Source organism: Mesobacillus maritimus (assembly GCF_023715205.1).
In the GTDB taxonomy this organism is placed as follows: Bacteria; Bacillota; Bacilli; order Bacillales; family Cytobacillaceae; genus Mesobacillus_B; species Mesobacillus_B maritimus_C.
The window spans coordinates 135,989-158,685 of sequence record NZ_JAMBNR010000012.1 but is presented as its reverse complement, the minus strand read 5'-3'; the positions used below and the strand labels follow the sequence as shown (position 1 = coordinate 158,685).

Annotated in this window: 19 protein-coding genes; 6 read left to right on the top strand and 13 right to left on the bottom strand. The window is 40.1% G+C overall.

Annotation, left to right across the window (positions count from 1 at the left end; translation table 11 throughout):
* Positions 1–227: 227 nt before the first annotated feature.
* The 4 genes from M3182_RS17680 to M3182_RS17665 all read right to left on the bottom strand — a co-directional run bounded on the left by M3182_RS17680 (position 228) and on the right by M3182_RS17665 (position 2,892).
* Positions 228–431: a hypothetical protein gene (locus M3182_RS17680; protein ID WP_251437130.1), complete on the bottom strand. Its 204-nt coding sequence runs from the start codon at positions 429–431 to the stop codon at positions 228–230.
* A gap of 165 nt (positions 432–596) precedes the next feature.
* Positions 597–1,397 (bottom strand): formate channel, encoded by an 801-nt coding sequence (locus tag M3182_RS17675; RefSeq protein WP_251559287.1) that lies wholly within the window; start codon positions 1,395–1,397, stop codon positions 597–599.
* Between the two features lie 314 nt (positions 1,398–1,711).
* The gene (gene fdhD, locus M3182_RS17670; RefSeq protein ID WP_432806719.1) at positions 1,712–2,470 is read right to left on the bottom strand and encodes a formate dehydrogenase accessory sulfurtransferase FdhD; all 759 of its coding nucleotides are present in this window, start codon (positions 2,468–2,470) and stop codon (positions 1,712–1,714) included.
* Between the two features lie 74 nt (positions 2,471–2,544).
* A complete protein-coding gene (locus tag M3182_RS17665; protein WP_251559283.1) occupies positions 2,545–2,892 on the bottom strand; it encodes a Na-translocating system protein MpsC family protein in 348 nt (115 codons plus the stop codon).
* A gap of 547 nt (positions 2,893–3,439) precedes the next feature.
* Here M3182_RS17665 and fdhF point away from each other — a divergent pair.
* Together fdhF and M3182_RS17655 are read left to right on the top strand one after the other, a co-directional pair.
* A complete protein-coding gene (gene fdhF, locus M3182_RS17660; RefSeq protein WP_432806718.1) occupies positions 3,440–6,391 on the top strand; it encodes a formate dehydrogenase subunit alpha in 2,952 nt (983 codons plus the stop codon).
* 14 nt (positions 6,392–6,405) lie between these two features.
* On the top strand, positions 6,406–6,888 hold the full coding sequence (locus M3182_RS17655; RefSeq protein ID WP_251559281.1) for a helical membrane plugin domain-containing protein: 483 nt from the start codon (positions 6,406–6,408) through the stop codon (positions 6,886–6,888).
* A gap of 77 nt (positions 6,889–6,965) precedes the next feature.
* On the opposite strand, the gene M3182_RS17650 is transcribed toward M3182_RS17655, so the two are convergent.
* A complete protein-coding gene (locus tag M3182_RS17650) occupies positions 6,966–8,705 on the bottom strand; it encodes a sensor histidine kinase (RefSeq protein WP_251559280.1) in 1,740 nt (579 codons plus the stop codon).
* Positions 8,702–9,415 carry a response regulator transcription factor gene (locus M3182_RS17645; RefSeq protein ID WP_251559278.1) on the bottom strand — a complete coding sequence of 238 codons (714 nt, stop codon included), beginning with the start codon at positions 9,413–9,415 and terminating at the stop codon, positions 8,702–8,704. The genes M3182_RS17650 and M3182_RS17645 overlap by 4 nt, the downstream gene beginning before the upstream one ends.
* 153 nt (positions 9,416–9,568) lie before the next feature.
* Here M3182_RS17645 and M3182_RS17640 point away from each other — a divergent pair, with 153 nt between their 5' ends.
* Positions 9,569–10,768: a DUF418 domain-containing protein gene (locus M3182_RS17640; protein ID WP_251559276.1), complete on the top strand. Its 1,200-nt coding sequence runs from the start codon at positions 9,569–9,571 to the stop codon at positions 10,766–10,768.
* A gap of 48 nt (positions 10,769–10,816) precedes the next feature.
* Here the strand turns inward: M3182_RS17640 and M3182_RS17635 are convergent, their stop codons facing one another.
* Both M3182_RS17635 and M3182_RS17630 read right to left on the bottom strand, forming a co-directional pair.
* Complete coding sequence (locus M3182_RS17635; protein ID WP_251437116.1) at positions 10,817–11,569, bottom strand: AAA family ATPase; 753 nt, start codon at positions 11,567–11,569, stop codon at positions 10,817–10,819.
* Positions 11,570–12,123: 554 nt separating this feature from the next.
* The gene (locus M3182_RS17630; protein ID WP_251437107.1) at positions 12,124–12,273 is read right to left on the bottom strand and encodes a hypothetical protein; all 150 of its coding nucleotides are present in this window, start codon (positions 12,271–12,273) and stop codon (positions 12,124–12,126) included.
* Between the two features lie 458 nt (positions 12,274–12,731).
* Between M3182_RS17630 and M3182_RS17625 the strand changes: the two genes are divergently transcribed.
* The 3 genes from M3182_RS17625 to M3182_RS17615 all read left to right on the top strand — a co-directional run bounded on the left by M3182_RS17625 (position 12,732) and on the right by M3182_RS17615 (position 16,627).
* On the top strand, positions 12,732–13,964 hold the full coding sequence (locus M3182_RS17625) for a Zn-dependent hydrolase (protein WP_251559274.1): 1,233 nt from the start codon (positions 12,732–12,734) through the stop codon (positions 13,962–13,964).
* Between the two features lie 508 nt (positions 13,965–14,472).
* Complete coding sequence (ald, locus tag M3182_RS17620) at positions 14,473–15,600, top strand: alanine dehydrogenase (protein ID WP_251559272.1); 1,128 nt, start codon at positions 14,473–14,475, stop codon at positions 15,598–15,600.
* A 487-nt stretch (positions 15,601–16,087) separates the two neighbouring features.
* Positions 16,088–16,627: a hypothetical protein gene (locus M3182_RS17615; protein WP_251559270.1), complete on the top strand. Its 540-nt coding sequence runs from the start codon at positions 16,088–16,090 to the stop codon at positions 16,625–16,627.
* A gap of 62 nt (positions 16,628–16,689) precedes the next feature.
* On the opposite strand, the gene M3182_RS17610 is transcribed toward M3182_RS17615, so the two are convergent.
* The 5 genes from M3182_RS17610 to hydA form a co-directional block, all read right to left on the bottom strand.
* Positions 16,690–18,039, bottom strand: a complete 1,350-nt coding sequence (locus tag M3182_RS17610) for an aminotransferase (RefSeq protein WP_251434930.1) — start codon at positions 18,037–18,039, stop codon at positions 16,690–16,692.
* Between the two features lie 64 nt (positions 18,040–18,103).
* Complete coding sequence (locus tag M3182_RS17605; RefSeq protein ID WP_251559269.1) at positions 18,104–19,309, bottom strand: NAD(P)-dependent malic enzyme; 1,206 nt, start codon at positions 19,307–19,309, stop codon at positions 18,104–18,106.
* Between the two features lie 39 nt (positions 19,310–19,348).
* Positions 19,349–19,576, bottom strand: coding sequence for a hypothetical protein (locus M3182_RS17600; protein WP_251434907.1), 228 nt, complete (start codon positions 19,574–19,576; stop codon positions 19,349–19,351).
* A gap of 34 nt (positions 19,577–19,610) precedes the next feature.
* Positions 19,611–21,092: an NCS1 family transporter gene (locus M3182_RS17595; RefSeq protein ID WP_251434904.1), complete on the bottom strand. Its 1,482-nt coding sequence runs from the start codon at positions 21,090–21,092 to the stop codon at positions 19,611–19,613.
* A 180-nt stretch (positions 21,093–21,272) separates the two neighbouring features.
* Entirely contained in the window at positions 21,273–22,688 is a 1,416-nt protein-coding gene (gene hydA / locus M3182_RS17590; RefSeq protein WP_251434901.1) for a dihydropyrimidinase, read from the bottom strand.
* Between the last annotated feature and the right edge of the window lie 9 nt (positions 22,689–22,697).

The window sequence follows — 22,697 nt, the reverse complement described above, 5'->3', positions numbered from 1 at the left end:
CACCGAATTCGTCCTCCAACACCACCTTGCATCCTATTCAACACACTTACCCTTACTATAAGAGTCCCTTCCGTTATTTGCAAACTTTCTGACAAAAACTATTTTGGACTGTTTTTTCAACACTGTCGCTAAAATTTTCCATCCCTTACCAGCGGAGCCTTTGAATTATAAAGTAAAACTTAAAGGGACGATGTATTTTCTCTATTCTATCAGTCGGCAGCATCCCCCTAGTTAAACGGACTTTCACCTTTATTTGTTACTAAAGTAAAATGCTGCTCTAGCTCACCTTCACTAACGGACACTCTGAGCGATAAATCTTTCGTTCTTAACACAAAATCCTTGATACCGATATATTCTGATTCAGCGATTAAATAAAAATGGGTTCCTTTATTGATCCCTCTAAAATGGTTTCTTAGCTTATATATCTTCATCGTTATCCTTTGCACTTTCCTAATCTTATAGAATAAGGATAAAGGTATGGTAAGAAAAGTTCAAAGTTTTTATAAGTCATTATTCAACAAAACCATTCATCTTTTCTCCATTCAAAACCATAAAAAAACAGCCCAATTTTAAAAATTGGACTGTCATAATACAATTTATGAAGCCTTACGTAGAACTTGAGCGTGGCTCGCTTTCTTCTGATAAACAATAAAATAGATTAAACCTACAAATCCGGCTCCTCCAACGACATTTCCTAAAAAGGTCGGAACCACATTTGCCAAGAACTCCATCCAAGTGACTTCTCCAGCAAAGATTGCCGCCGGAATAACGAACATATTGGCAACAACGTGCTGGAAGCCAATTGCAACGAATGCCATGATAGGGAACCAAATCCCCGCAATTTTCCCTGCAAAATCATCGGCACCAAATGCCAGCCAAATCGCTAGACACACGAGCCAGTTACAGCCGATTGCAGAGATAAATGTTTGCAAGAAACTTTCATCCACTTTCGAATGTGCAATGGCCACTGTCTTATCTAGGAATGGACCTGTTTCTGTTAATCCCACAACATGACCGAAGAAATACGCCACAAACAAAGCGCCAACCAGGTTAGCCAACGTGATCCAAACCCAGTTATGTAGTAAATCGCTGAGTTTAATTTTCTTTGCGTAAAACGCCATCGACACAGACATCATGTTTCCAGTTATCAATTCAGCACCAGCAAGTACGACTAAAATTAATCCTACTGGGAACACCGCCGCACCGAGAAAACTAGCTAAACTTCCCCATTCTGCTGGTAAATTCCCAATCACACGGATATCCAATAAAAACCCGAATGAAATAAACGCTCCCCCTAGAAACCCTAGCAACAAAAGTTGTGGAAACGGAAGTTTTGTCTTGGTTACCCCTGCTTCAATTGTTAATTCTGCAATTTTATTTGGCTTATGAAATGCCATATCCATCCCTCCATTTTTGACAAATGATCTTTATGGCTGGATTCAATCCACCCAATCAACTTGCGCCAACAAAAAAGGCAGCATCCATAAACCTTTTCCAAATCAAAAGGTTTGCTGGAATGCTGCCTAATCACTTTGCACTCGATACAAAGAAATCAACCATCATTGTATTAAAAACTTAAGAGCATCATAAAAAAGTAAATCAGCAGAGCTTGCTAGTTTGCCATTTTATGTTTTCACTATAGTTGTGTTGGAAACGGTTTTCATTTTAACGAAAAACGACTCATAGTGCAATACTTTTTTTAATACTAGCTTCATAGAGTTTGGAATGCCTCTTCAGCTGGAATCTCAATCCGTTCCGGACAGGTATAAACATTTAGCGAACCGTTGCGAATAAAACCGACAGTCGTGATTTTCAATTCTTCAGCCAGTTTCAAAGCAAGTTCCGTTGGCGCTGATTTTGTTAGCACTACTTCACAGCCAATTTTTGCCACTTTCAACAAAATTTCTGAAGATAACCGCCCACTGAATACAAGAACTTTATCGCGAATTGAAATATCATGTTTTAGACAATATCCGTAAATTTTATCCAAGGCATTATGGCGGCCAATATCCATTCGGCTTAACACGATTGACTGTCGATCGCAAAGTGCTGCATTATGTACCCCACCTGTTTGTTGGAAGGTTTCAGCAGAATCCTGCATTTCGCTCATTAACCGGAAGCAATCGTCAACTGAGATCCGAACTTTCATTGAAGTCATTTTCTTGGCGGTTAGCTTATCGTTGACAAACACGAACCCTTGACGACTCGCTCCGCAACAAGATGTGATGTATCGCTTATTTTGGAACTCTTGATAATACGGGTTCACTTTTTTAGTTTTCACGTGGACATAGCCATCTTTTTCTTGAACCCAGATTTCTTCAATATCTTCGTACTTGCGAATGACGCCTTCCGAAGCCAAATAGCCAATAACCATTTCTTCTATATGTTCCGGGGTACAAACCATTGTCACGAACTCTTCCCCGTTAATTTTAACGGTTACAGGATATTCAGTGACAATTACATCCTCCATTTGCTCTGTTTGACCGTTGCAAAAACGGAGGATTTCCCGGCTTACCTCTGTTGGTGCCATGATGATTCCTCCCTTTATTTTGTGATATCTCGGTCAAAAACAAATACCGAAACTGCGATATCTTCTTCTACCTTAATGTCATTAAATAAATGAATTAATTTTGCGCCAATTAATTCCTCCATCCCCTCTGGAGGACTTTGAGAGTAGATTTCTTGAATCATTCTAGTTCTGGCTGTATGAACCATTTCTTTGCCATCAACTGTGGCCGCAATAAACTTTTCCGTTGGCGTTAGGTTTCCATAGAGAGTGGCAATCGCCATATTCTCAACAAAAACGGTATGAATGCGTTCCGGCCCTTTTCCAAATGAATTTTTCCGTAGTTTTCGAATCATATCATTGAATTCGTGAACCAATTTTGACATGTTCCATCCCCCTGTTATCGTCAAACTATTGTTTGAAAATAAGGAATTTCCCTTACAAGTTTTAAATCATATCCTAAATTCGCAAGAAAAAAAAGCAAAAAAACTCACCCCAGATATTGGATTCCAAATTCGAGGTTGTTTATTTTTCAAGTAAACACTATAATAACAGTGTTAACCGTTGGAGTTAGAACAATGCCTGTTGTAGTTCCATCGATTGAGAACTTTTAAAAATTGGATTGGTCTTTTAGCAAGATGTGCTAATGAACTATTCCACCATGAACTCATTTCTTCCCCAGGGAGGATATGTCTTCATGGTGGTTTTTTTTATTTTTCGGCTTGGTTATAACTTAGTTGTTGATTTACGCTCCAGGCGCTTAACATTTGCGTGAGCAGTCCGGGAGCCTCCTTGGTGCTTTACTGGCCCGCGGAGTTTCCGATAACATGCATTCCCGCAATAGTCTTTGCGCCTTCCACTCTAATCAACAAGGTACAGATCGTACCAAGTCTATCTTCAAAGGGGGAAGCAAGACCCATGAGTTTAGTGGAAATGTTAGAGGCAATTGACAAGAAAACGATTCAAGTCATGATTGATGGGATTCCGTATTCAGCGGAAGAAGGCTCCACAATCATTCAAATTATTAACAAAAACAACATCGAGCATCCGCAAATTTGTTACATTCCTGATGTTGTGGATCCAATTCAAACCTGTGACACTTGTATCGTTGAAGCAGATGGAAAATTGGTTCGTTCCTGTTCAACGGTTGCAACTGATGGAATGAATATCCAGCTTAAATCAACAGATGCAAAAGCCGCACAAACTGAAGCAATGGATCGAATTCTAGAAAACCACCTACTTTACTGTACAGTTTGTGACAACAACAACGGAAACTGTAAAGTACATAACACAGCGGAAATGTTGGAAATTGAACATCAAAAATATCCTTACACACCAAAAGTCGATAAATCAGAAGTCGATATGTCTCACCCATTCTATCGTTATGATCCAAACCAGTGTATTGCATGTGGACAATGTGTTGAAGTATGTCAAAACCTTCAAGTAAACGAAACATTAACCATTGATTGGGAAGCACAGCGACCACGTGTGCTTTGGGATAAAGGCTCTTCGATTAACGATTCATCCTGTGTTGGCTGTGGACAGTGTGTGACCGTTTGTCCATGTAACGCTTTGCAGGAAAAGTCAATGCTTGGTCAAGCTGGTTTCATGACAGGATTAGATGATGGAATCATGACACCAATGATTGATTTAGTAAAAGAAGTAGAACCAGGTTACAGCGGCATTTTTGCTGTTTCTGAAGTGGAAGCAGCGATGCGCGAGACACGAATTGAAAAAACCAAGACTGTTTGTACGTTCTGTGGTGTTGGTTGTTCATTTGAAGTTTGGACAAAAGACCGCAAAATCTTGAAAGTTCAACCTTCTGAAGGACCAGTAAATGCTGTGTCCACTTGTGTAAAGGGAAAATTCGGTTGGGATTTTGTGAACTCTGAAGAACGCATCACGAAGCCATTGATTCGTAAAAATGGTATGTTCGTTGAATCTTCATGGGATGAAGCCCTTGATTTAGTTGCTAGCAAATTAGGTGGCATTAAAGAACAGCATGGCAAAGGTTCCGTTGGTTTTATTTCGTCTTCTAAAATTACAAACGAAGAAAACTACTTGATTCAAAAACTAGCACGTCAAGTCTTTGAAACAAATAACGTTGACAACTGTTCTCGTTATTGCCAATCACCTGCAACTGACGGATTGTTCCGTACAGTTGGAATGGGTGGCGATGCTGGTACAATTAAGGATATTGCGAAAGCAGGTCTTGTCATCATTGTTGGAGCAAACCCGGCTGAAGGTCATCCAGTTCTTGCGACTCGTGTAAAACGCGCTCACAAACTTCATGGTCAAAAACTAATCGTTGCCGACTTACGTAAAAATGAAATGGCTGAACGCTCTGATATCTTTATGAGTCCAAAACAAGGAACAGACCAAGTTTGGCTAATGGCTGTAACCAAATACATGATCGACCAAGGCTGGCATGATGAAAAATTCATCGAAGAGAATGTAAACTTCTTTGATGAATACAAAGAAGTGCTTGATAAATACACACTCGAATATGCTGAAAAAACAACTGGTATTTCCAAAGAAACACTCATCGAAGTCGCGGAAATGGTTCGTGATGCTGACGGTACATGTATCCTTTGGGGCATGGGTGTAACTCAAAACACAGGTGGTTCAGATACATCTGCAGCAATTTCAAACCTATTGCTAGCAACTGGAAACTATCGTCGTCCTGGCGCTGGTGCTTACCCACTTCGCGGACACAACAACGTGCAAGGTGCTTGTGATATGGCTACACTACCTGGCTGGCTCCCTGGTTATCAGCACATCACCGATGATGTGGCACGTGCAAAGTTTGAGAAAGCATACGGCGTAAAAATCGATAACAAACCAGGTCTAGATAACATCGAGATGTTAAAAGCAATTGAAGACGGCAAGATGAAAGCAATGTATCTAGTTGGAGAAGATATGGCGCTTGTCGACGCCAATGCAAACCATGTGGATGAAGTCCTTTCAAGCCTTGAATTCTTCGTGGTTCAAGATATCTTTATGTCTAGAACTGCTCAATACGCAGATGTCATTTTACCTGCGGCACCTTCACTTGAAAAAGAAGGAACATTTACAAACACTGAACGTCGAATCCAAAGATTATACCAAGCATTGCCTACACTTGGAGATTCAAAACCAGACTGGTGGATCACGCAAGAAATCGCAAAACGTCTTGGCGCGGACTGGAACTACAGCCACCCAAGTGAAATCTTTGCTGAAGTAGCAAGTCTTTCGCCAATGTTTAGCGGTGCAAACTATGATGTACTAGAAGGCTGGGGCAGCTTCTTATGGGGTAGCCTTGAAGGGGAAAGCACTCCACTTCTTTATGTGGATGGGTTCAACTTCCCTGATAAGAAAGCTCGCTTCGCGTTATCTGATTGGGTAGAACCTGCGGTGTTTCCTGATGAGTTCGATCTTCACATCAATAACGGCCGGATGCTTGAGCATTTCCATGAAGGAAACTTAACAAACAAATCACAAGGAATTCAGTCCAAAGTTCCTGAAATCTTTGTTGAAGTATCACCTGAACTTGCGAAAGAACGTGGCATCAACGACGGTTCGCTTGTCCGTCTAGTATCTCCATTTGGGGCGGTCAAACTCAACGCACTAATCACAGATCGCGTGAAAAAGAACGAACTTTATCTGCCAATGAACTCGACAGATAAAAATTCAGCGATCAACTTCTTAACAGGGCCTGCGATGGATACTCGTACCCATACGCCAGCCTATAAACAAACCAAAGTTCGAATGGAAGTTTTACGAGTGGATGGAGAAAACCCACTACCGAAAACAAACCATCGAAATAAAAAACGTCATCCTCAAAACGGGGTCGAGGTTCACCGCAAGTGGAACCGCCCTGGTTATGTACACTTAACAACAAACTGAGAGGAAGAAGAATAATGGCTGCACCAATTACAATGATTAAAAAACATGAGCCAACAAAGGAAGAACTGCAACAACAGAAGCTTGAAGATTTACAGTCACTTTTAGCTGAAAATGATGAAGCGGTAAATCAAATTCTAAAGATCGTTGGTGAATTGAACGATATGGGCGTGCTTGAGGCAGCAAACTCGATGCTACAAGCAAAAGAGCAAATCGCCAAAATTGCGCTTGGTCAAGTGACTCGCGAACCTGTTACCAATATGATCAACAACCTCATGGGTGCTGCAGGGGCGTTAACTAGTCTTGACCCTGAGACCACTACAAAATTAGTAAACAGTATAACTAGCGGTCTCGATGAAGGCAACAAACACTTAGAAAATCCGAAAAAAGTAGGGATTTTCGATTTAATGAAAGTATTGCAAGACCCAGACATTAACCGTGCCATTGGCTTTGGGATCCATTTCTTAAAAGGAATGGGCCAAGGACTAAAAGAAGATTAAAATATAACGCAGCGAAACATGTTTTCCATATGTTTCGCTGCGTTTCTTCTATTATTATATATACCAATCCCCTTCTTTTAAGACAGAGGAAAAATAATACCCACGATTGTCCCTTGATGATTTTCAGTTTCTACGAACATATCTCCGCGATGTAATTGAGCAATCCGCATCGCAATATTCATTCCTAGACCCGTTCCCTCAATTCTTTCATCTGTATTCGTTCCACGATAATACCTGGTAAATAAATGTTTTCTCGTTTCTTCATCCATCCCGACTCCATTGTCTGTTATCATAATTTTAAATTCGTTTCTACTATCTATTTTAGTCAAAATTACATCAATTGATGTCCCGGGAGGATTGTGTTTAATCGCATTATAAATCAAGTTATCAATCATTCTTTCAAACCATTTTTCATCAACAGAAAGATAATGAGAGTCCTCCAAGGGATGAAAGCTTATGAGATAATTGTTTTTCAAGGTTAAGTCTCCCGTGAATTTACTTAATGTTTTCCTTATCAAGTTATTGACGTCCATCCGCTTAAAGCTTGTAGGTGTTTCTTGATTTTTCAACTGAAAACTTAATGAAAAGTCCTCAATCAGACTTAACATATAATCACTTTTTTCACCTAATGTTTTCCCGATATCCACCAATTCCTCTTTCGTCCACTCATATTGTCCACTTTCAAGCAGCTTTCCATATCCTTGCATCGTTGATAACGGTGTTCGAAGATCATGGGAAATCCCTGTCATCCACTCTTCTCGATTTTCCTCTAACTCCTCACGCTCTTTTTTTGAGGCAGCAAGCTTGGCAGCCATTTCATAAAAAGCATGAAACACTTCATCATACAAGCGATACCTCAATTTTGTTTTTCCATTTTTCCGAAAGACTTGCTTGCGCTCGCGCTCTGTGAGTACCTCTTCATATTGTTCATTGCCCATCCGACTCAACCAATTGGTGAAAATAAACAGCGGATTTCCGTAACGAAAACCATTCCACACGGAAATGATGATTGTAATTAAAAGAACAATTAGTCCTGTGATTCCAAAGGCAATCGCTAGATCACGATAGCTATCAAAGGATCGATCTTTTTTATTTTCATTTGGTGTAGTAAGCACCCAAATCAAACCAGAATCTGAATCTTTATAGGTTGTTTTTTTAGTTGAATAGACATCCGGTTGTTCTTTTCTCCTAAATAAATCCAATGGCTTTTCTTGTTCAGGCGCCTCCCCTAGAGTTTGCTTTACGTTTTCATTCTGGTCATATAACGTTAATGAACCTTCTATCCTCTCAAGTTTTCTTTCCACCTCTGCTAGATGTTGGGCACCAATCCCCGTTTTTTTGCCATAATCTTGTACCAACTTTTGCAAAAAGGGCCTTTCATGATCGTAATGGCCAAGTACAAATAAAAAAGGAGACTCATAAAATGTCTCTAAATAAAAGGTTAAGGAGTAACCTTGTAGTTCATTTGTTTCCTGCATTTGCAGTAATTGAAATTGGCTATATTGCATGGGAATCTCTGTAGGCACATTTCCCGCCTCGACCACTTTCCCTTCTTCATTGATAATTTGAACCCATAAGTTATCTTCTGCTAATCCTTCATCCCAACCATCATTCATTTCTAAATGTTTAAAAGAATTCCCCGTTTCAATCGTAATACTCTCAAGTTTCGCCTCGTAGTAGTTATTTTCCGCTACATCATTTGTGTAATAAGCTATTACGATAAAAAGAGTCATTAAAATAACAATGACCATTAAAACTGCGATCGAGATAAATTGTAAAGAAAAGTGTAGAAATAATCTCCATCTTAACTTTTTCATCGTACATTTCCTTTAACTAATTTATATCCTAACCCTCGTACGGTTACTAAATATTTAGGTTGACTAGGATCTTCTTCAATTCTTTCTCGAATTCTTCGAATATGTACAGGAACGGTATTATCATCTACATAATGGTCAAATCCCCATACCGCTTCTAGTAGGGTTGATTTTGAAAGCACTTGATTAGGATGTTTACATAAATAAAGTAACAACAAATAAACCTGTGTTGGACAAGGTACGGACTCCCCTTTGACAAGTAATTCCCCCGCATGTTCGTCAACAATGAATCTTCCAAAGTCATACTTTTTACTCTTTAGTTGGCCCTCCGTACTTTTTTGATTCGTTGTCCGTCGCAAATGGGCTTTAATCCTTGCTGCAATTTCCAATGGATTAAAGGGTTTTGTTACATAATCGTCTCCACCCGTTGCAAACCCCGTTAAAACGTCCAAATCAGATACCCTTGCTGTTAAAAATAAAATATACGCATTGGAGATCTGGCGAATCTTTGGACATAAATCAAAGCCATTTGCATCGGGAAGCATCACATCAAGAATGATAATATCAATCTCGTTTTTTTCTAAGGTTTCTAGCCCTTCTCTTCCAGTGTAAGCTTTATGTATCGTTTGAAAGCCCTCTTTCTTTAACATCATTTCAAGCATTGTCACAATAGCTTTTTCATCGTCCACAATAAGAATGCTTGTTTCCCCCATCTTTCCCCACCTCATTGCTAATCGTAACATAGGAACTTTACGAACAGATAAACAAACTGGAAAAACTTTTATAGATTGGTAATGTTTTGTTTATTCTCCAGAAAGCTAAAAAACTTATATTTACATTATGCGAATTTCTAGGGGGAGAAGAAAATGAACCAACGAGTTGGGACGATTGATGGGTTACGAGGATTTAGTTTACTAGGAATCTTATTGGCTAACATGCTCATTTTTCAGTACGGAATGTTTGGAAAAGATAAGTTAACAGATTTAATGCCTGGTGACCATATCGCCTACACTTGGCTAAAGATTTTCATAGAAAGCAGCTTTATGCCGATCTTTATGTTCTTATTTGGGTATTCCATGATCATGATGAAAGAAAAACTTGAAAGAAACGGTCACAAAGTGAAACGACACTTTGTTCGACGATTTATGTTGTTACTCATATTCGGGCTACTTCATTCGGTTTATATATGGGAAGGAGATATTCTATTTAGTTATGGATTAATGGGGTTGTTTATGATTGCGTTTTTAAACCGCAAGAAAAAGACGCTTCTCATTTGGGCAATTGGATTGCTGGTTGTAACATCTGTCCTCGGATACGGGGATCCAAATCAAGTGATTGAGGATGAAGAAAAAGCAGAATCTTATATAGAAAAAGAAAATCATATTTACTCCACTGGAAGTTATTCTGAGGTTTATAGCTTTCGAAATAGTGGAGAAGATCCTTTTGGTTGGCCGGAATATATGTATTTAATCGTTCTTTTAATAGCTCCTTTTGTCGCCGCTCCAATGTTTTTAATAGGAATGTATGCTGCAAAAGCGGGTTGGTTTACTCGACCAATACTGGAGAAACAGAAGTACATTCGAGGTGCTTCCATCTTTATTACAACCGGCTTGATATTGAAAAGCGTTCGCTATCTATTCCCTGAATCTCAATGGGGAGAGGTCGCATATACCCTTGGCTCCTCAATACTTGCAATCGGCTATATCTTTGGTTTTGCTCTTCTTTATACAGCTGCAAACGTTCGTTATCGTTTATGGTTTGAAAAAATGGGACGTCTTTCGTTGACCAATTATTTAATGCAAAGCGTCGTTTGCACCGCAGTTTTCTACGGTTATGGATTCGGGTGGTTTGGCAAGCTAGGAGTTTTAAGTGGAATCGGAATTGGTTTAGTCCTCTATTCCCTACAAATCTTCACTAGCCATTTTTATCTCAAAGTTTTTAAAATGGGCCCTTTTGAAAAAGTGATGAGAGTAGGAACTTACTTAAGCTTAAAAGGAAATCCAAAATTTAAGAAGGTACAAGCAGGGGTATTGATCGAAGAGGATAAAATCGTTTCGAACGGATAAAGCTCGTCATTTTGACGAGCTTTTTTCACTATTTGCATCGAATGTTCGTCATTCATTTAATAAATGATGAACCATTCTTGATGGATCGTCAAAAAACTGTTTCATAATGCGGTAATGATTTGTGTCTTCAAGTTTCCGTTCGCAAATCCCGTCTTCAGTAAATTCATAAATTGTCGCTTCCGGATACGCCATGATAATCGGCGAATGCGTTGCTATGATCAATTGTGATTGTTCCTGGACTAAATCATGAATTCTCGTAATCATCGACATTTGCCGGAGTGGCGAGAGAGCGGCTTCTGGTTCATCTAAAATATAAAGACCATTGCCACGGAAACGATGCAAAAACGTCGCAAAAAACGCCTCCCCATGAGATTGCTCGTGAAGCGAAGTTCCTCCAAACGAATTAATCACTGGGGGCCCCAACACTTCGCGATCCATTTCTTCAATATTACTTGCCACATTATAAAAACTTTCCGCGCGCAGGAAAAATCCATCCTTAGGTCTCTCTACCCCTTTGATGATTTTTAAATAATCCCCAAGTGGAGAGTGCGAATCGTATGTTGAAAACTGAAAATTAAACGAGCCACCTTCTGGATTAAATCCTAACGCTACAGCAATCCCTTCAAGCAAAGTCGACTTCCCCATCCCGTTTTCCCCAATGAAGAAAGTAACTTTAGGATGGAGAATTAACTCATCTAATGTTTTTAAACTTGGAAGGTTGAAAGGATAATGATGAAATGACGGAACCTCTTCCCGTTTAAGGTTTATTCTTCGTATAAATTGAGAACTATACAGATCCATACCACATTTTACCTCTGAAATGTTTTGTTCCATTGTACCATGGCTCGATAGGAGTTGATACCGACGAGATTGTTACTTGGCTCTCGAATAAAACGCTGACTTGCCTTCTTTCCTGAATTTTACGATTCCCCTATTTTTGAAGTGTACATAAAATAATGTGATGCTGTCGTAACAATCTTGCCAATCTTATTGGCAGAATCAAAACACATCAGTTCCAGGAGAAATGTTATTCAAATAGTGTTTTGAATAATAACGGATTATTGAACAAAAACAATAACAAAAGCTGTTATTAAAAACGAATTTCCTCTTTCTAATAGGCTGTTTTCGTATAGATTGTTGTTAAAATCCTAAATCCGATATAGTATACCGCATGTTTAAAATTAGAATTGCAAGCTTTTTACTCATACAATGTAGCTTTTTTTGAATAACCTTGCTTATACAGACATATTTTTTGGTCAAAAACAACAAAGTTTAAGAATAGAACCTTTTCATAAGAAAAAACACACGAAATAATCTTCGTGTGCTCAGTCAGTCATTAGAGTATGACTACTCCTTTATTCGTCATCTATTTCGCCATCGCCAATCTCATCCTCTTCTTCTATATCCTCAATCTCTTCTCCAGGTGCAGGTGGTTCATCATTCCCACAACCACTTAAAGCAAATATTGAAATCGATAAGAATAAAAGCATTAGTAACCTTTTCATAACAACCAACCTCCTTATTTTGAATTAGTTTTTCCAAACCGCTAACTTATATGTTCATGCCAACTAAATTTAACTATTGAACCATAGATCTATTCTATAGAAGAAAACATCACAAACTGTTTCCCATTGTTTTCTCTACGTAATTCCTCGTTTTCCCCACGTAATAAAGGTTTCCTCCACGAAATAGACACTATGCTCTACATTTTTAATATTTGCTCTACAAAAATCCTCTTTCACTCTACCCAAAAGGATATTGTATGAAGAAATCCATCACCTCTTAACCATCCCTTCCATACCTATACCTAAACATGGCAACCCGCACCACTCACTAACGAATTTAAAAAGTATTCTGAAAAAGAAGGGATATAAAATATTTTGTAGAATTATTGAATTAATAATTCTTTTATATGTTTTTAATACATATAAAGAAAATAAATATAAAAAAAGGAGTGTGCAATATGCAAAAACAAAAAGTCTTGATTAATGGCGAGAGACTTAAACGGACGCTTGAAGAATTTGCGGATTTTGGACGGACCCCAAACAATGGCGTGACCCGATTGGCTTTATCAGAGGAAGACCGCTTAGCACGCAACTACTTCCGTTCATGTTGTGAAGACTTGGGGCTAGAGGTCAAGGTCGATGATATGGGGATTATGTATGCAACATTGGCGGGAACAGAAGATAAACCACCAATTGTGATCGGCTCCCACCTTGATTCAGTAAAAAAAGGCGGACGTTTTGATGGCGTGCTCGGTGTAATTGCTGGTCTTGAAGTGGTTCGGACGCTTATTGACCACAACATCAAACCGAAAGTGCCAATCACTATTGCCAATATCACAAATGAAGAAGGTGCCCGCTTTGAACCTTCAATGATGGCTTCCGGCGTGCTGTCTGGTAAATTTGATAAAGCAAAAATGCTGCAAAGCACAGATGTCGAGGGCGTTACCTTTGGCGAAGCTCTTAGAAGTATTGGGTACGAGGGCAATGAAACAAATCGTTTAAAAGAAGCAAGCGCGTTTGTGGAAATCCATATTGAACAAGGACCAATTCTTGAACATGAAAAGTTAACAATTGGCGTCGTAGAATGTGTTCTTGGCATGTGCTGTTATGAAATAGAAGTTTCAGGTGAATCTGACCATGCAGGTACAACGCCAATGGCAATGAGAAAAGACGCTCTTTTTGCCACAAATAATTTGATTAGCGAAGCACGCGAAAAGTTAAATCAACTTGATAGCGACTTGGTTTATACCCTGGGAAGACTCAATGTGTATCCAAATATCCATACAGTCATCCCAAACAAAACCGTCTTCACATTAGAAGCACGCCATAAGAATCCTGCCACTATTCAAAAAGTGGAAGATATCATTCGAAGCTTAACAAACTCGCCAAATCATGAAGGCTGTGAAATTAAAGCAACGAAACTTTGGGGTCGCGACACCGTTTGGTTTGATGAGGATGTAGTGAATGCGGTGGAACAAGCGACAAAAACTTTGGCATATCCTTATAAACGCATGGTAAGCGGTGCTGGTCATGATGCTCAATTCCTGCAAAGCTATATCCCTTCTGCCATGGTATTTGTGCCAAGCATCAACGGAAAAAGTCATGATGAAGATGAATTGACCACTTGGGAAGATTGTGAAAAAGGAGTCAATGTCGTCTTAGAAACAGTCCTAAATCTTCAATCCAAATAACATAAATAACAAGCAATCATTCCGGAAATCCTCCTCCAGGATCTCCGGTTTTTTCAGTTTCCTAATCATTTACTCTATAAATTTAATGTATAGGGCAAAAGGAGTATAGAGTGTTCTTTATCAACCCAGTAGTAACAATCATATCCATTTCAGAAAACTAAATCATTTAAAAAGAATGATACTAATGATTGCATTACAAAATATTTTTATTATTCATATTAACTAAAATATTTTTCCAAAGATTGCAAATACTCTGCTTTTATATTAAAATAAAACTAATTAGATTGGATACTACGACAAAGTCGATTTCTTCCACCCTTGTTAATAATGACCGCTGATTTGTTAAAACAAAGCTCATTTTAATAGGAAAAGCGATTCTCTGTATTAAAAGAACTTACAAGTCTTTTATCTGTTTTAAAGTAAAAAGACGATCCAAATACTTCGTATCCTCTCTTTAAAACGAACAAAAGCTGACAAAAGAACTTTTATGAACAAGGAGGCTATTTACATGATTATTGGTGTACCAAAGGAAATAAAAAATAACGAAAATCGCGTAGCTCTTACCCCAGCAGGCGTGGCGACATTCCTCCAAGCTGGGCATCGAGTGTTGATTGAACAGAATGCTGGCCTAGAAAGTGGATTTACGGATGAGAATTACCTTGAAGCGGGAGCAGAAGTGATTCAACAAGCAGCAGATGTCTGGGCAAAGGCAGACATGATTATGAAAGTGAAGGAACCAATTCAACCGGAATACCAATATTTCCGTCCTGATGCGATTCTATTTACCTACTTGCATTTAGCGGCTGAGCCCGAACTTGCAAAAGCCCTTACTAGCAGTAGGATGACAGCAATTGCTTATGAAACAGTTGCCGAAGGGCGTACTCTTCCACTTCTAACACCTATGAGTGAAGTCGCTGGACGGATGGCCGCTCAAATTGGGGCCCAATTCCTTGAAAAGCCTAAAGGGGGCAAAGGCGTACTCTTAGGTGGCGTACCAGGCGTTTCGCGCAGTAAAGTCACAATCGTTGGTGGTGGCGTTGTCGGTACCAATGCGGCGAAAATTGCGACCGGGCTTGGTGCAGATGTGACAATTGTAGATTTAAACGCTGACCGACTTCGCCAATTGGATGATATTTTTGGCTCTAGCATCCAGACGTTAATGTCAAATCCATTAAATATTGCTGAAGCGGTACGCCAGTCTGATCTAGTCATTGGCGCCGTCCTCATACCTGGATCAAAAGCGCCAAAGCTGGTGACAGAAGAAATGGTGAAAACCATGTCTGCTGGATCTGTGATTGTCGATGTAGCCGTTGATCAAGGGGGGATTTTTGAAACGGTTGATCGGATTACAACCCACGACTCTCCAACCTACGAAAAGCATGGTGTTGTCCACTATGCTGTTGCAAATATGCCTGGAGCAGTCCCTAGAACGTCCACGATTGCGTTAACGAATGTCACCGTTCCTTACGCCCTCCAAATTGCCAACAAAGGATTTAGAAGGGCCATTACAGAAAATAAAGCATTAGAGCTTGGAGTGAATACAGTTAGTGGGGCCATTACCTATAAAGCTGTAGCGGATGATTTAGGTTACAATTATGTATCGGTTGAACAAGCTCTTGCCCAAGTATCTCCTTAATTCAAGTAGATTCAAGTAGCCTGAAAAACCGAACCCCTCAGGCATCGCCTGAGGGGTTCTTCCGTGACTACTAGGATACAATCTCCTAAGCACCTCTTCCCTCAAACGTCGTGAATTCTCGTTTCTCTAGAACCCGCTTAACGACTCATGGTCACCATGTTTTTTTACGTTTGCAAAGAAATTTCCTTCAAATACTGGAAATTCTGAATTTTTAGTTTAATATAGAAGGAGAAGAAGTTTTTTCCTCTCAAAAACATTGTCATAAAATCTAACATAAAGATAGTGTACTACAGCAAAGCTTGGTACCATGAATTCAACGAAGCTTCCACCTAAAGCATTAAGACATAAGAGAATTGCTGATACCATTCCCTGCCATTTCATACCTCTCTGAATTTGTATACGCTTACATATTCAACTCAAATGGTCCGATTTACGCATGATTTTATTTCCTACTGACGTAGTTTTAAGATTAAGGAGGAAGTTGTGAATGAAAAGAACCGCCTATCGAGGAGTTAGCTTTCAGGAAGCACAGGAAGTAGTGAAAAATCAACGTTATGATCGCACTGAATCTAGGGAATTTCAGAACGGTGTTACCGCACGTTCATCCTTCGGGCAAGGGCTCTACCTCGTCAATGACCAAGAGCTTGCGGCAAAGTATGCATTTTGCCATGCAGAAGTGGAAAACGAAGAGCAAGCAGTCATATTGAAACAAAAGATTCATTTGGAGCATCCATTTATTCTAAACTATAAGTACAGTGAAACACGCCTCCGAAAAGAAGCATTAAATTGGAAGCTTGATCAGCTACCTGCTTTATATCAAACAGCAACTGGTGAAACGCCGTTAGAAACATCGAGAAAAGTAGGTGAAGTGATTAAAGAATATCTCCTTACCCATTCTTACGATAGTATCATCTATCACTTAAATGATGAGCTGATTTACTACGTTCTCTATCACCAAGAAAAACAAGTAGAAGCGATTGAATTTGATTTTGTGTTCAACATCAATGTCCTTAAAAACGAAATGTAATCAAAGGTACTGAACGAAACAAGAACAGGCTTAGCACCTGTCCTTGCTAGATTCATTACCTTTTACTTTTTATCAAATTCTTCGATGACAGATGTAACTGTATCGACAAGGAAGCGTAAATCGCCTACCGTTGAAGATAAAGGCGGGGCAATAATCAACACATTTTGATAACCTGGAATCGTGTCGCCGTTGCGACCGATAATCAGCCCTTTTTCCTTACACGCCGCGATGATTTGGCCAGATAAAGCCTCTGCTGCCGGTTCTTTCGTTTCCTTGTCTGCTACAAGTTCAATTCCAAACAAGAAGCCAATTCCTCGAACTTCACCGACGCAACTTAAACCTTCAAGTTTCTTTAATTCCGTTAAAACTGAACGCCCTAGTTCCGCTACACGCTCAACAATTTTTTCCTCTTCAATGATTTCAATGTTTTTCAATGCCACTGCACAAGCAGCCGGATGGCCCCCAAATGTGGAAACATGACGGAAATGCTGTTTATCGCCTGGCTCCTTGAACTTTTCATAAATAGATGAACGAACCGATGTGGCTCCTAGTGGCATATAGCCTGAAGTTAATCCTTTTGCCATCGTGACAATATCAGGCTGAACCCCTGCTGAATGCATAAACCCAAACATTTCCCCTGTTCTTCCAAAACCAGAGACCACTTCATCAGTAATTAGTAGCACATCATATTCTTTACATATTTCAGCCACTCTTTGTAAGTATTCTGTGGATGGAATTAACACCCCACCACCAGAGATAAATGGTTCCAATATTACGCCTGCAACTGTTTCTGGCCCTTCCCAGGTGATGACTTCGCGAAGGTATTCAGCCGCCGCAAGATCGTCAGCAAACGTTTGACGATAAGGATATGGAGGTGGAACATGGAGGAATCCTGACGCATTTGGACCGTATTTTTCTTTACGGTTCGCTTGCGCAGTCGCACTCAAAGCCCCCAAAGTCGATCCATGATAAGCGCGATATCTGGAAATGAATTTATATTTGCCAGGGTTTCCATTTTGTACATGATACTGTCTCGCAATCTTGAACGCTACTTCGTTTGCTTCAGAACCACTATTTGAAAAATAAGTTGTATACGAACCCCCGAGCAAATCACTTAATTTTGCCGACAAGTCTATCGCTGGAACATGGCTTAAGGTGAGTGGGAAATACGATAAGTTTAACATTTGATCATACGCTGCTTGCGCGATTTCTTTACGCCCATGACCAAGGTTTAAGCACCACAAACCCGATACACCGTCTAAATAGCGATTGCCGTCTACATCACTAAACCATGACCCTTCACCTTGCGTAGCAATGGTTGGATTGCCATTTGGGTTAAACCGGCTCATCGAATGCCACAAATGTTCCTTATCTTTTTCAATTAATCTTTGATTTTCTGTTTGAACTTGCATCATATTCCCTCCAATCATTCTCTAAGACTTCCATTTCGAGTTGTGCAAACTATCTTATAAAAGCTTAAACCGACAACTGCTCATTGCTAGATCGATACAGTTTCGCCGCTCCACTGGCAATGGCTGCCTTAGCAACCGCGTGGGCAACCCGCATGACAACACGTTCATCAAACGCCGAAGGAATAACATATTCCTCATGTAGGTCATGTGTACCTACAATTTCCGCAATCGCATAAACAGCAGCAATTTTCATTTCATCATTGATTTCAGTCGCTCTTACATCTAGTGCACCTCTAAAAATCCCTGGAAATGCTAGTACATTATTGATTTGGTTAGGATAGTCTGAACGACCTGTTCCAACCACGCGCGCCCCTGCTTCTTTTGCTTCCTCAGGAAGTATTTCGGGATCAGGGTTTGCCATCGCAAAAATGATTGCATCGTCCGCCATCGCTCTCACCATCTCAGGAGATAAAGCGCCTGCTGCTGAAACCCCAATAAATACATCAGCACCTTGTATGACTTCTCCTAAAGTCCCTGTTACTTTTTCATAGTTGGTCACATTTGATAGTTCGCTTTTCATTGCATTCATTCGGTTTGGTCGCCCTTTGTAAATGGCCCCTTGCGAATCACATAGGATGAGATTTTTGACTCCCATTGCAAGTAAAAGTTTAACGGTGGCGACACCAGCAGCTCCTGCACCGTTGACAACAACTTTAATAGCTTCCAACCGCTTTTTCACCAATGCGAGCGCATTTAATAGCCCTGCCGCAGTGACAATTGCAGTTCCGTGTTGATCATCATGAAATACCGGGATGTTCATTTCCTTTTTAAGTCGTTCTTCGATGATAAAACAGTTCGGGGCAGCAATATCCTCGAGGTTAATTGCGCCAAAAGTTGGTTCAAGCCTTTTAGCAGTCTCAATAAATTCCTCGACATTTTGCGTGTTTAAGCAGAGAGGCACAGCGTCAATTCCAGCAAACAATTTGAATAACGCTGCTTTCCCTTCCATCACTGGCATTGCTGCACTAGGACCGATATTGCCTAGTCCCAGTACCGCAGAGCCTTCAGTAATTACGCCGACAAAGTTTCCTTTAATGGTATACTCATAGATTTTCTCCTCATTCGCTGCAATTTCTTTACAAGGTTCAGCAACACCTGGTGAATACACCAAACTCAAATCCTCTGCGCCCTGTACGGGCATTTTCACGCCAATATCCAATTTACCGGTATAACTCCGGTGCAGCTCCAAAGCTTTTTCTCTAAGATTCAAACTGTGTTGCCTCCCTTGAATTTTGGTTAAAAGCTAGACTTACTGAACCACGCCTTTTCGTTGTTTATGAATAATGATATTTGAGAAATGCTTGCGTGCATCTGCTGTTAAAATATGCAGTTCCACTTTGTCTTCTAAGTTTTGGGTGTTTGTAAATTCAACAAAAGCTCCGCTAAGATTTTCTCGCACACAGGTAATCTCGTAGCCATTGTCAATCAATTCGTCAATTTTCTGTTTTTCCTCTAAAAATTCTTTATATGCTGACATACTTCTCCCTCCACCTTTTTAAAATGAAAGCCATTTAAACTCTTACACTTTCAGTTTCAACTGGTTGATCGATGGTTTCAGACACTTCTTCTGTCTCTATTACCCAATCACGACCAACGGTTATCCCTAAATACTTATCGTCACTTGGCTCAATTAACTCCGCTTGTGGGAATTTCTTGAACCACCAAAATTTTGTTAAAACATAATAACAAAACGCGCCAACAAAGAAACCGACAAAAAAAGAATAGGTTTGAAAAACAACTGCCAAGCTTCCACTCATTACCCAGGAAATCATTCCAGCCCAATTGATGCCTTTAAGATACTCAAATTGGCCATCATATTCATACAGTTCTGGTACATTCACGCGGCGCTTGCGAACGAGATAATAATCAGCAAAAATGATCCCGACAATTCCCGACAAAAGTCCCCCACTTATATTTAAAAACGGCAGCAAATAGTCGAATAATTGCCAAGGCTGTGTCACAATCCCAATCACGCCGGCTAAGATAACACCAACATAAAATGGCACTTTCGGTCCACCAATATTGGAGAAAATTGTCCCGGCTGGTACGAGATTTGCTGTCGTGTTTGTTGACCATTGGGCAAACACAATCATTAAGAGCAAAATCGCTAACACAATGCCACCAGCAGTTGATTGCATCGCGGCAATCGGGTCATAATTACCGAGTGCAATATAACCTAAGCCGCCGATCAAAACCATGGCCGTTTGCGTGAGTGGCATCGCAACCAAGGTTCCTACTAACGCACTTTTGTTTCGTTTTAGCCAATTTCGTTCATATTTGGGAGCTTTGATAAATCGGGAGAGTGTGGAAAAGTCTGCTGCTAATGTTGACCAATACCCCATATTCCCAACCATGACCGTCATAAAAGCCGTAAACAGTGCAGCTCCTGAAACTGGATTTTCTACCCATGCCCAGACATTTCGGTCAGAAGCATTTGCTTGGTCAACAAGTGCAAAATACATCCAGATTGAAATGAGTATGAGAATCGGAGCCGCCAAATCAGCAAATTTTTCTAACGCTTTAATCCCAATCGAAGTATTAAACACCTGCACTGCAACAAATATCAAAAAGCAGATAAACCAGTTATCAAACCCAGTTAAAACATTTAAAATTCCGTTGATGGCTGCTGCTCCAAAATAGGAGTTAATCCCAAACCAAATCGAAGCAGCCAATCCTCTTAAAAGTGAGGGAATATGAGTACCAATAAGCCCAAAAGGAGCACGAAGGTAAATAGGAAAGGAAATCCCATGTTCAACTCCGATATCGCCAATTAGCACCATAAACACACCAATGATAAAGCAGCCAACTAACGAAGCTACCAACACCCAAGTTAACGGAATTGACTGCACCCCAGTACCCCCAAGTGCGAATGCAGCTAATACGACAGCCATTCCAATCCACATCATTGAGAACCCAAAAGTTCCAATACTTCTTTCTTTATGAGCGATTGGAAGCAAATCAGGAGACTTTAAATATTGATTGTTTTTTTTCATCCCATCTCTCCTTTTGAAACATAAAGTTCGCTCGTGGTTCGTGGTGGATCGAATAGCGGAAGCACCCTTTCGCTCGGCGCTAGAGCTAAACAATGAACTAATAATATTCAAAGAAAAGGAGGGAGAGCTCCTTCCTTTTCTATTCCCTAGGCTTCTCTCTTAAGCTTGCAGCCTTCTATTCTATTGCAATACTTTTTGCGTGTTAGCTACACTTGCTGCTTCAAAACGCTTGCGCTTTAAGTATTGACCGTTCCCTGGTTTGCCGACAAATGCTTTGTCACGGATAACGAACTCTCCACGTGATAACACGGAAATCGGTTCTCCAGTTACTTTCATTCCCTCAAACGCATTGTAATCGACGTTCATATGATGCGTTTCGGCAGAAATAATTCTTTCTGCGTTTGGATCAAAAATCACGATATCAGCATCGCTTCCAACTGCAATCGTCCCTTTTTGTGGGAACAAGCCAAATAATTTTGCAATTCGAGTAGACACAATATCAACAAACTGGTTGATGCTAATCCGACCTTGTTTGACACCTTCAGAGAAGAATAAGCTAAACCGGTCTTCAATAATCGGACCTCCGTTAGGAATTTTCGAAAAGTCGCCTTTTCCAAGGTCTTTTTGTCCTTTGAAATTAAATGAACACTGATCTGAACCCAAAGTTTGAAGTTGGCCACTCTTCAGCGCATTCCAAAGGACATCTTGGTTCCACTTTTCACGAAGCGGCGGTGACCAAACATATTTTGCTCCTTCAAAATTTGGTCTTTCTAAGTAAGTCTGATCAAGCACTAAATATTGCGGGCATGTTTCCCCGTAAACACGTAGTCCCTTTTTACGAGCTGCTTCAATTTTTTCAACAGCTTCGGCGCAAGAAACATGCACCACATACAATTGGGAATCTGCTAGCCCTGTTAGCGCAGCTGCTCTTCCAGTCGCTTCCCCTTCTGCTTCAGGCGGTCTTGTTAACGCATGATAAATTGGATCCGTATTTCCTTCTGCAAGAGCCTTTTTCACAAGGAAATCAACCACATCGCCATTTTCCGCGTGAACCATTACCAGTGCACCATGTTCTTTCGCTGTTAACAACGTACGGAACAACGTTTCATCATCAGCCATAAATTGATTTTTATAAGCCATAAACACCTTAAAAGAAGTGATACCATCTTCTTCAATTATCGTTGGTAGTTCGTTGAGGACAGCATCATTGACTTCACTAACCATCAAGTGGAAGCCGTAGTCGATTACCGCTCTGCCTTTTGATTTGTCATGCCATTTTTGAATTGAGTTTTTCAACGGAACCCCTTTATCTGTTAAACAGAAATCAATCACTGTTGTCGTTCCACCATGAGCCGCAGCAATTGTCCCTGTTTCAAAATCATCGGCTGTCACCGTTCCACCGAAAGGCATCTCTAAATGGGTATGAGGATCAATACCGCCAGGGAATAAATACGCTCCTTTTGCGTCAATGACTTCATCAACATTTTCGCCAAGATTTTTCCCAATTGCGGTAATTTTTCCATCCTCAATTAATACATCTGCTTCATATTGGTCGACTGCTGTGACCACAACACCGTTTTTGATTAATTTCTTCATATATGAATT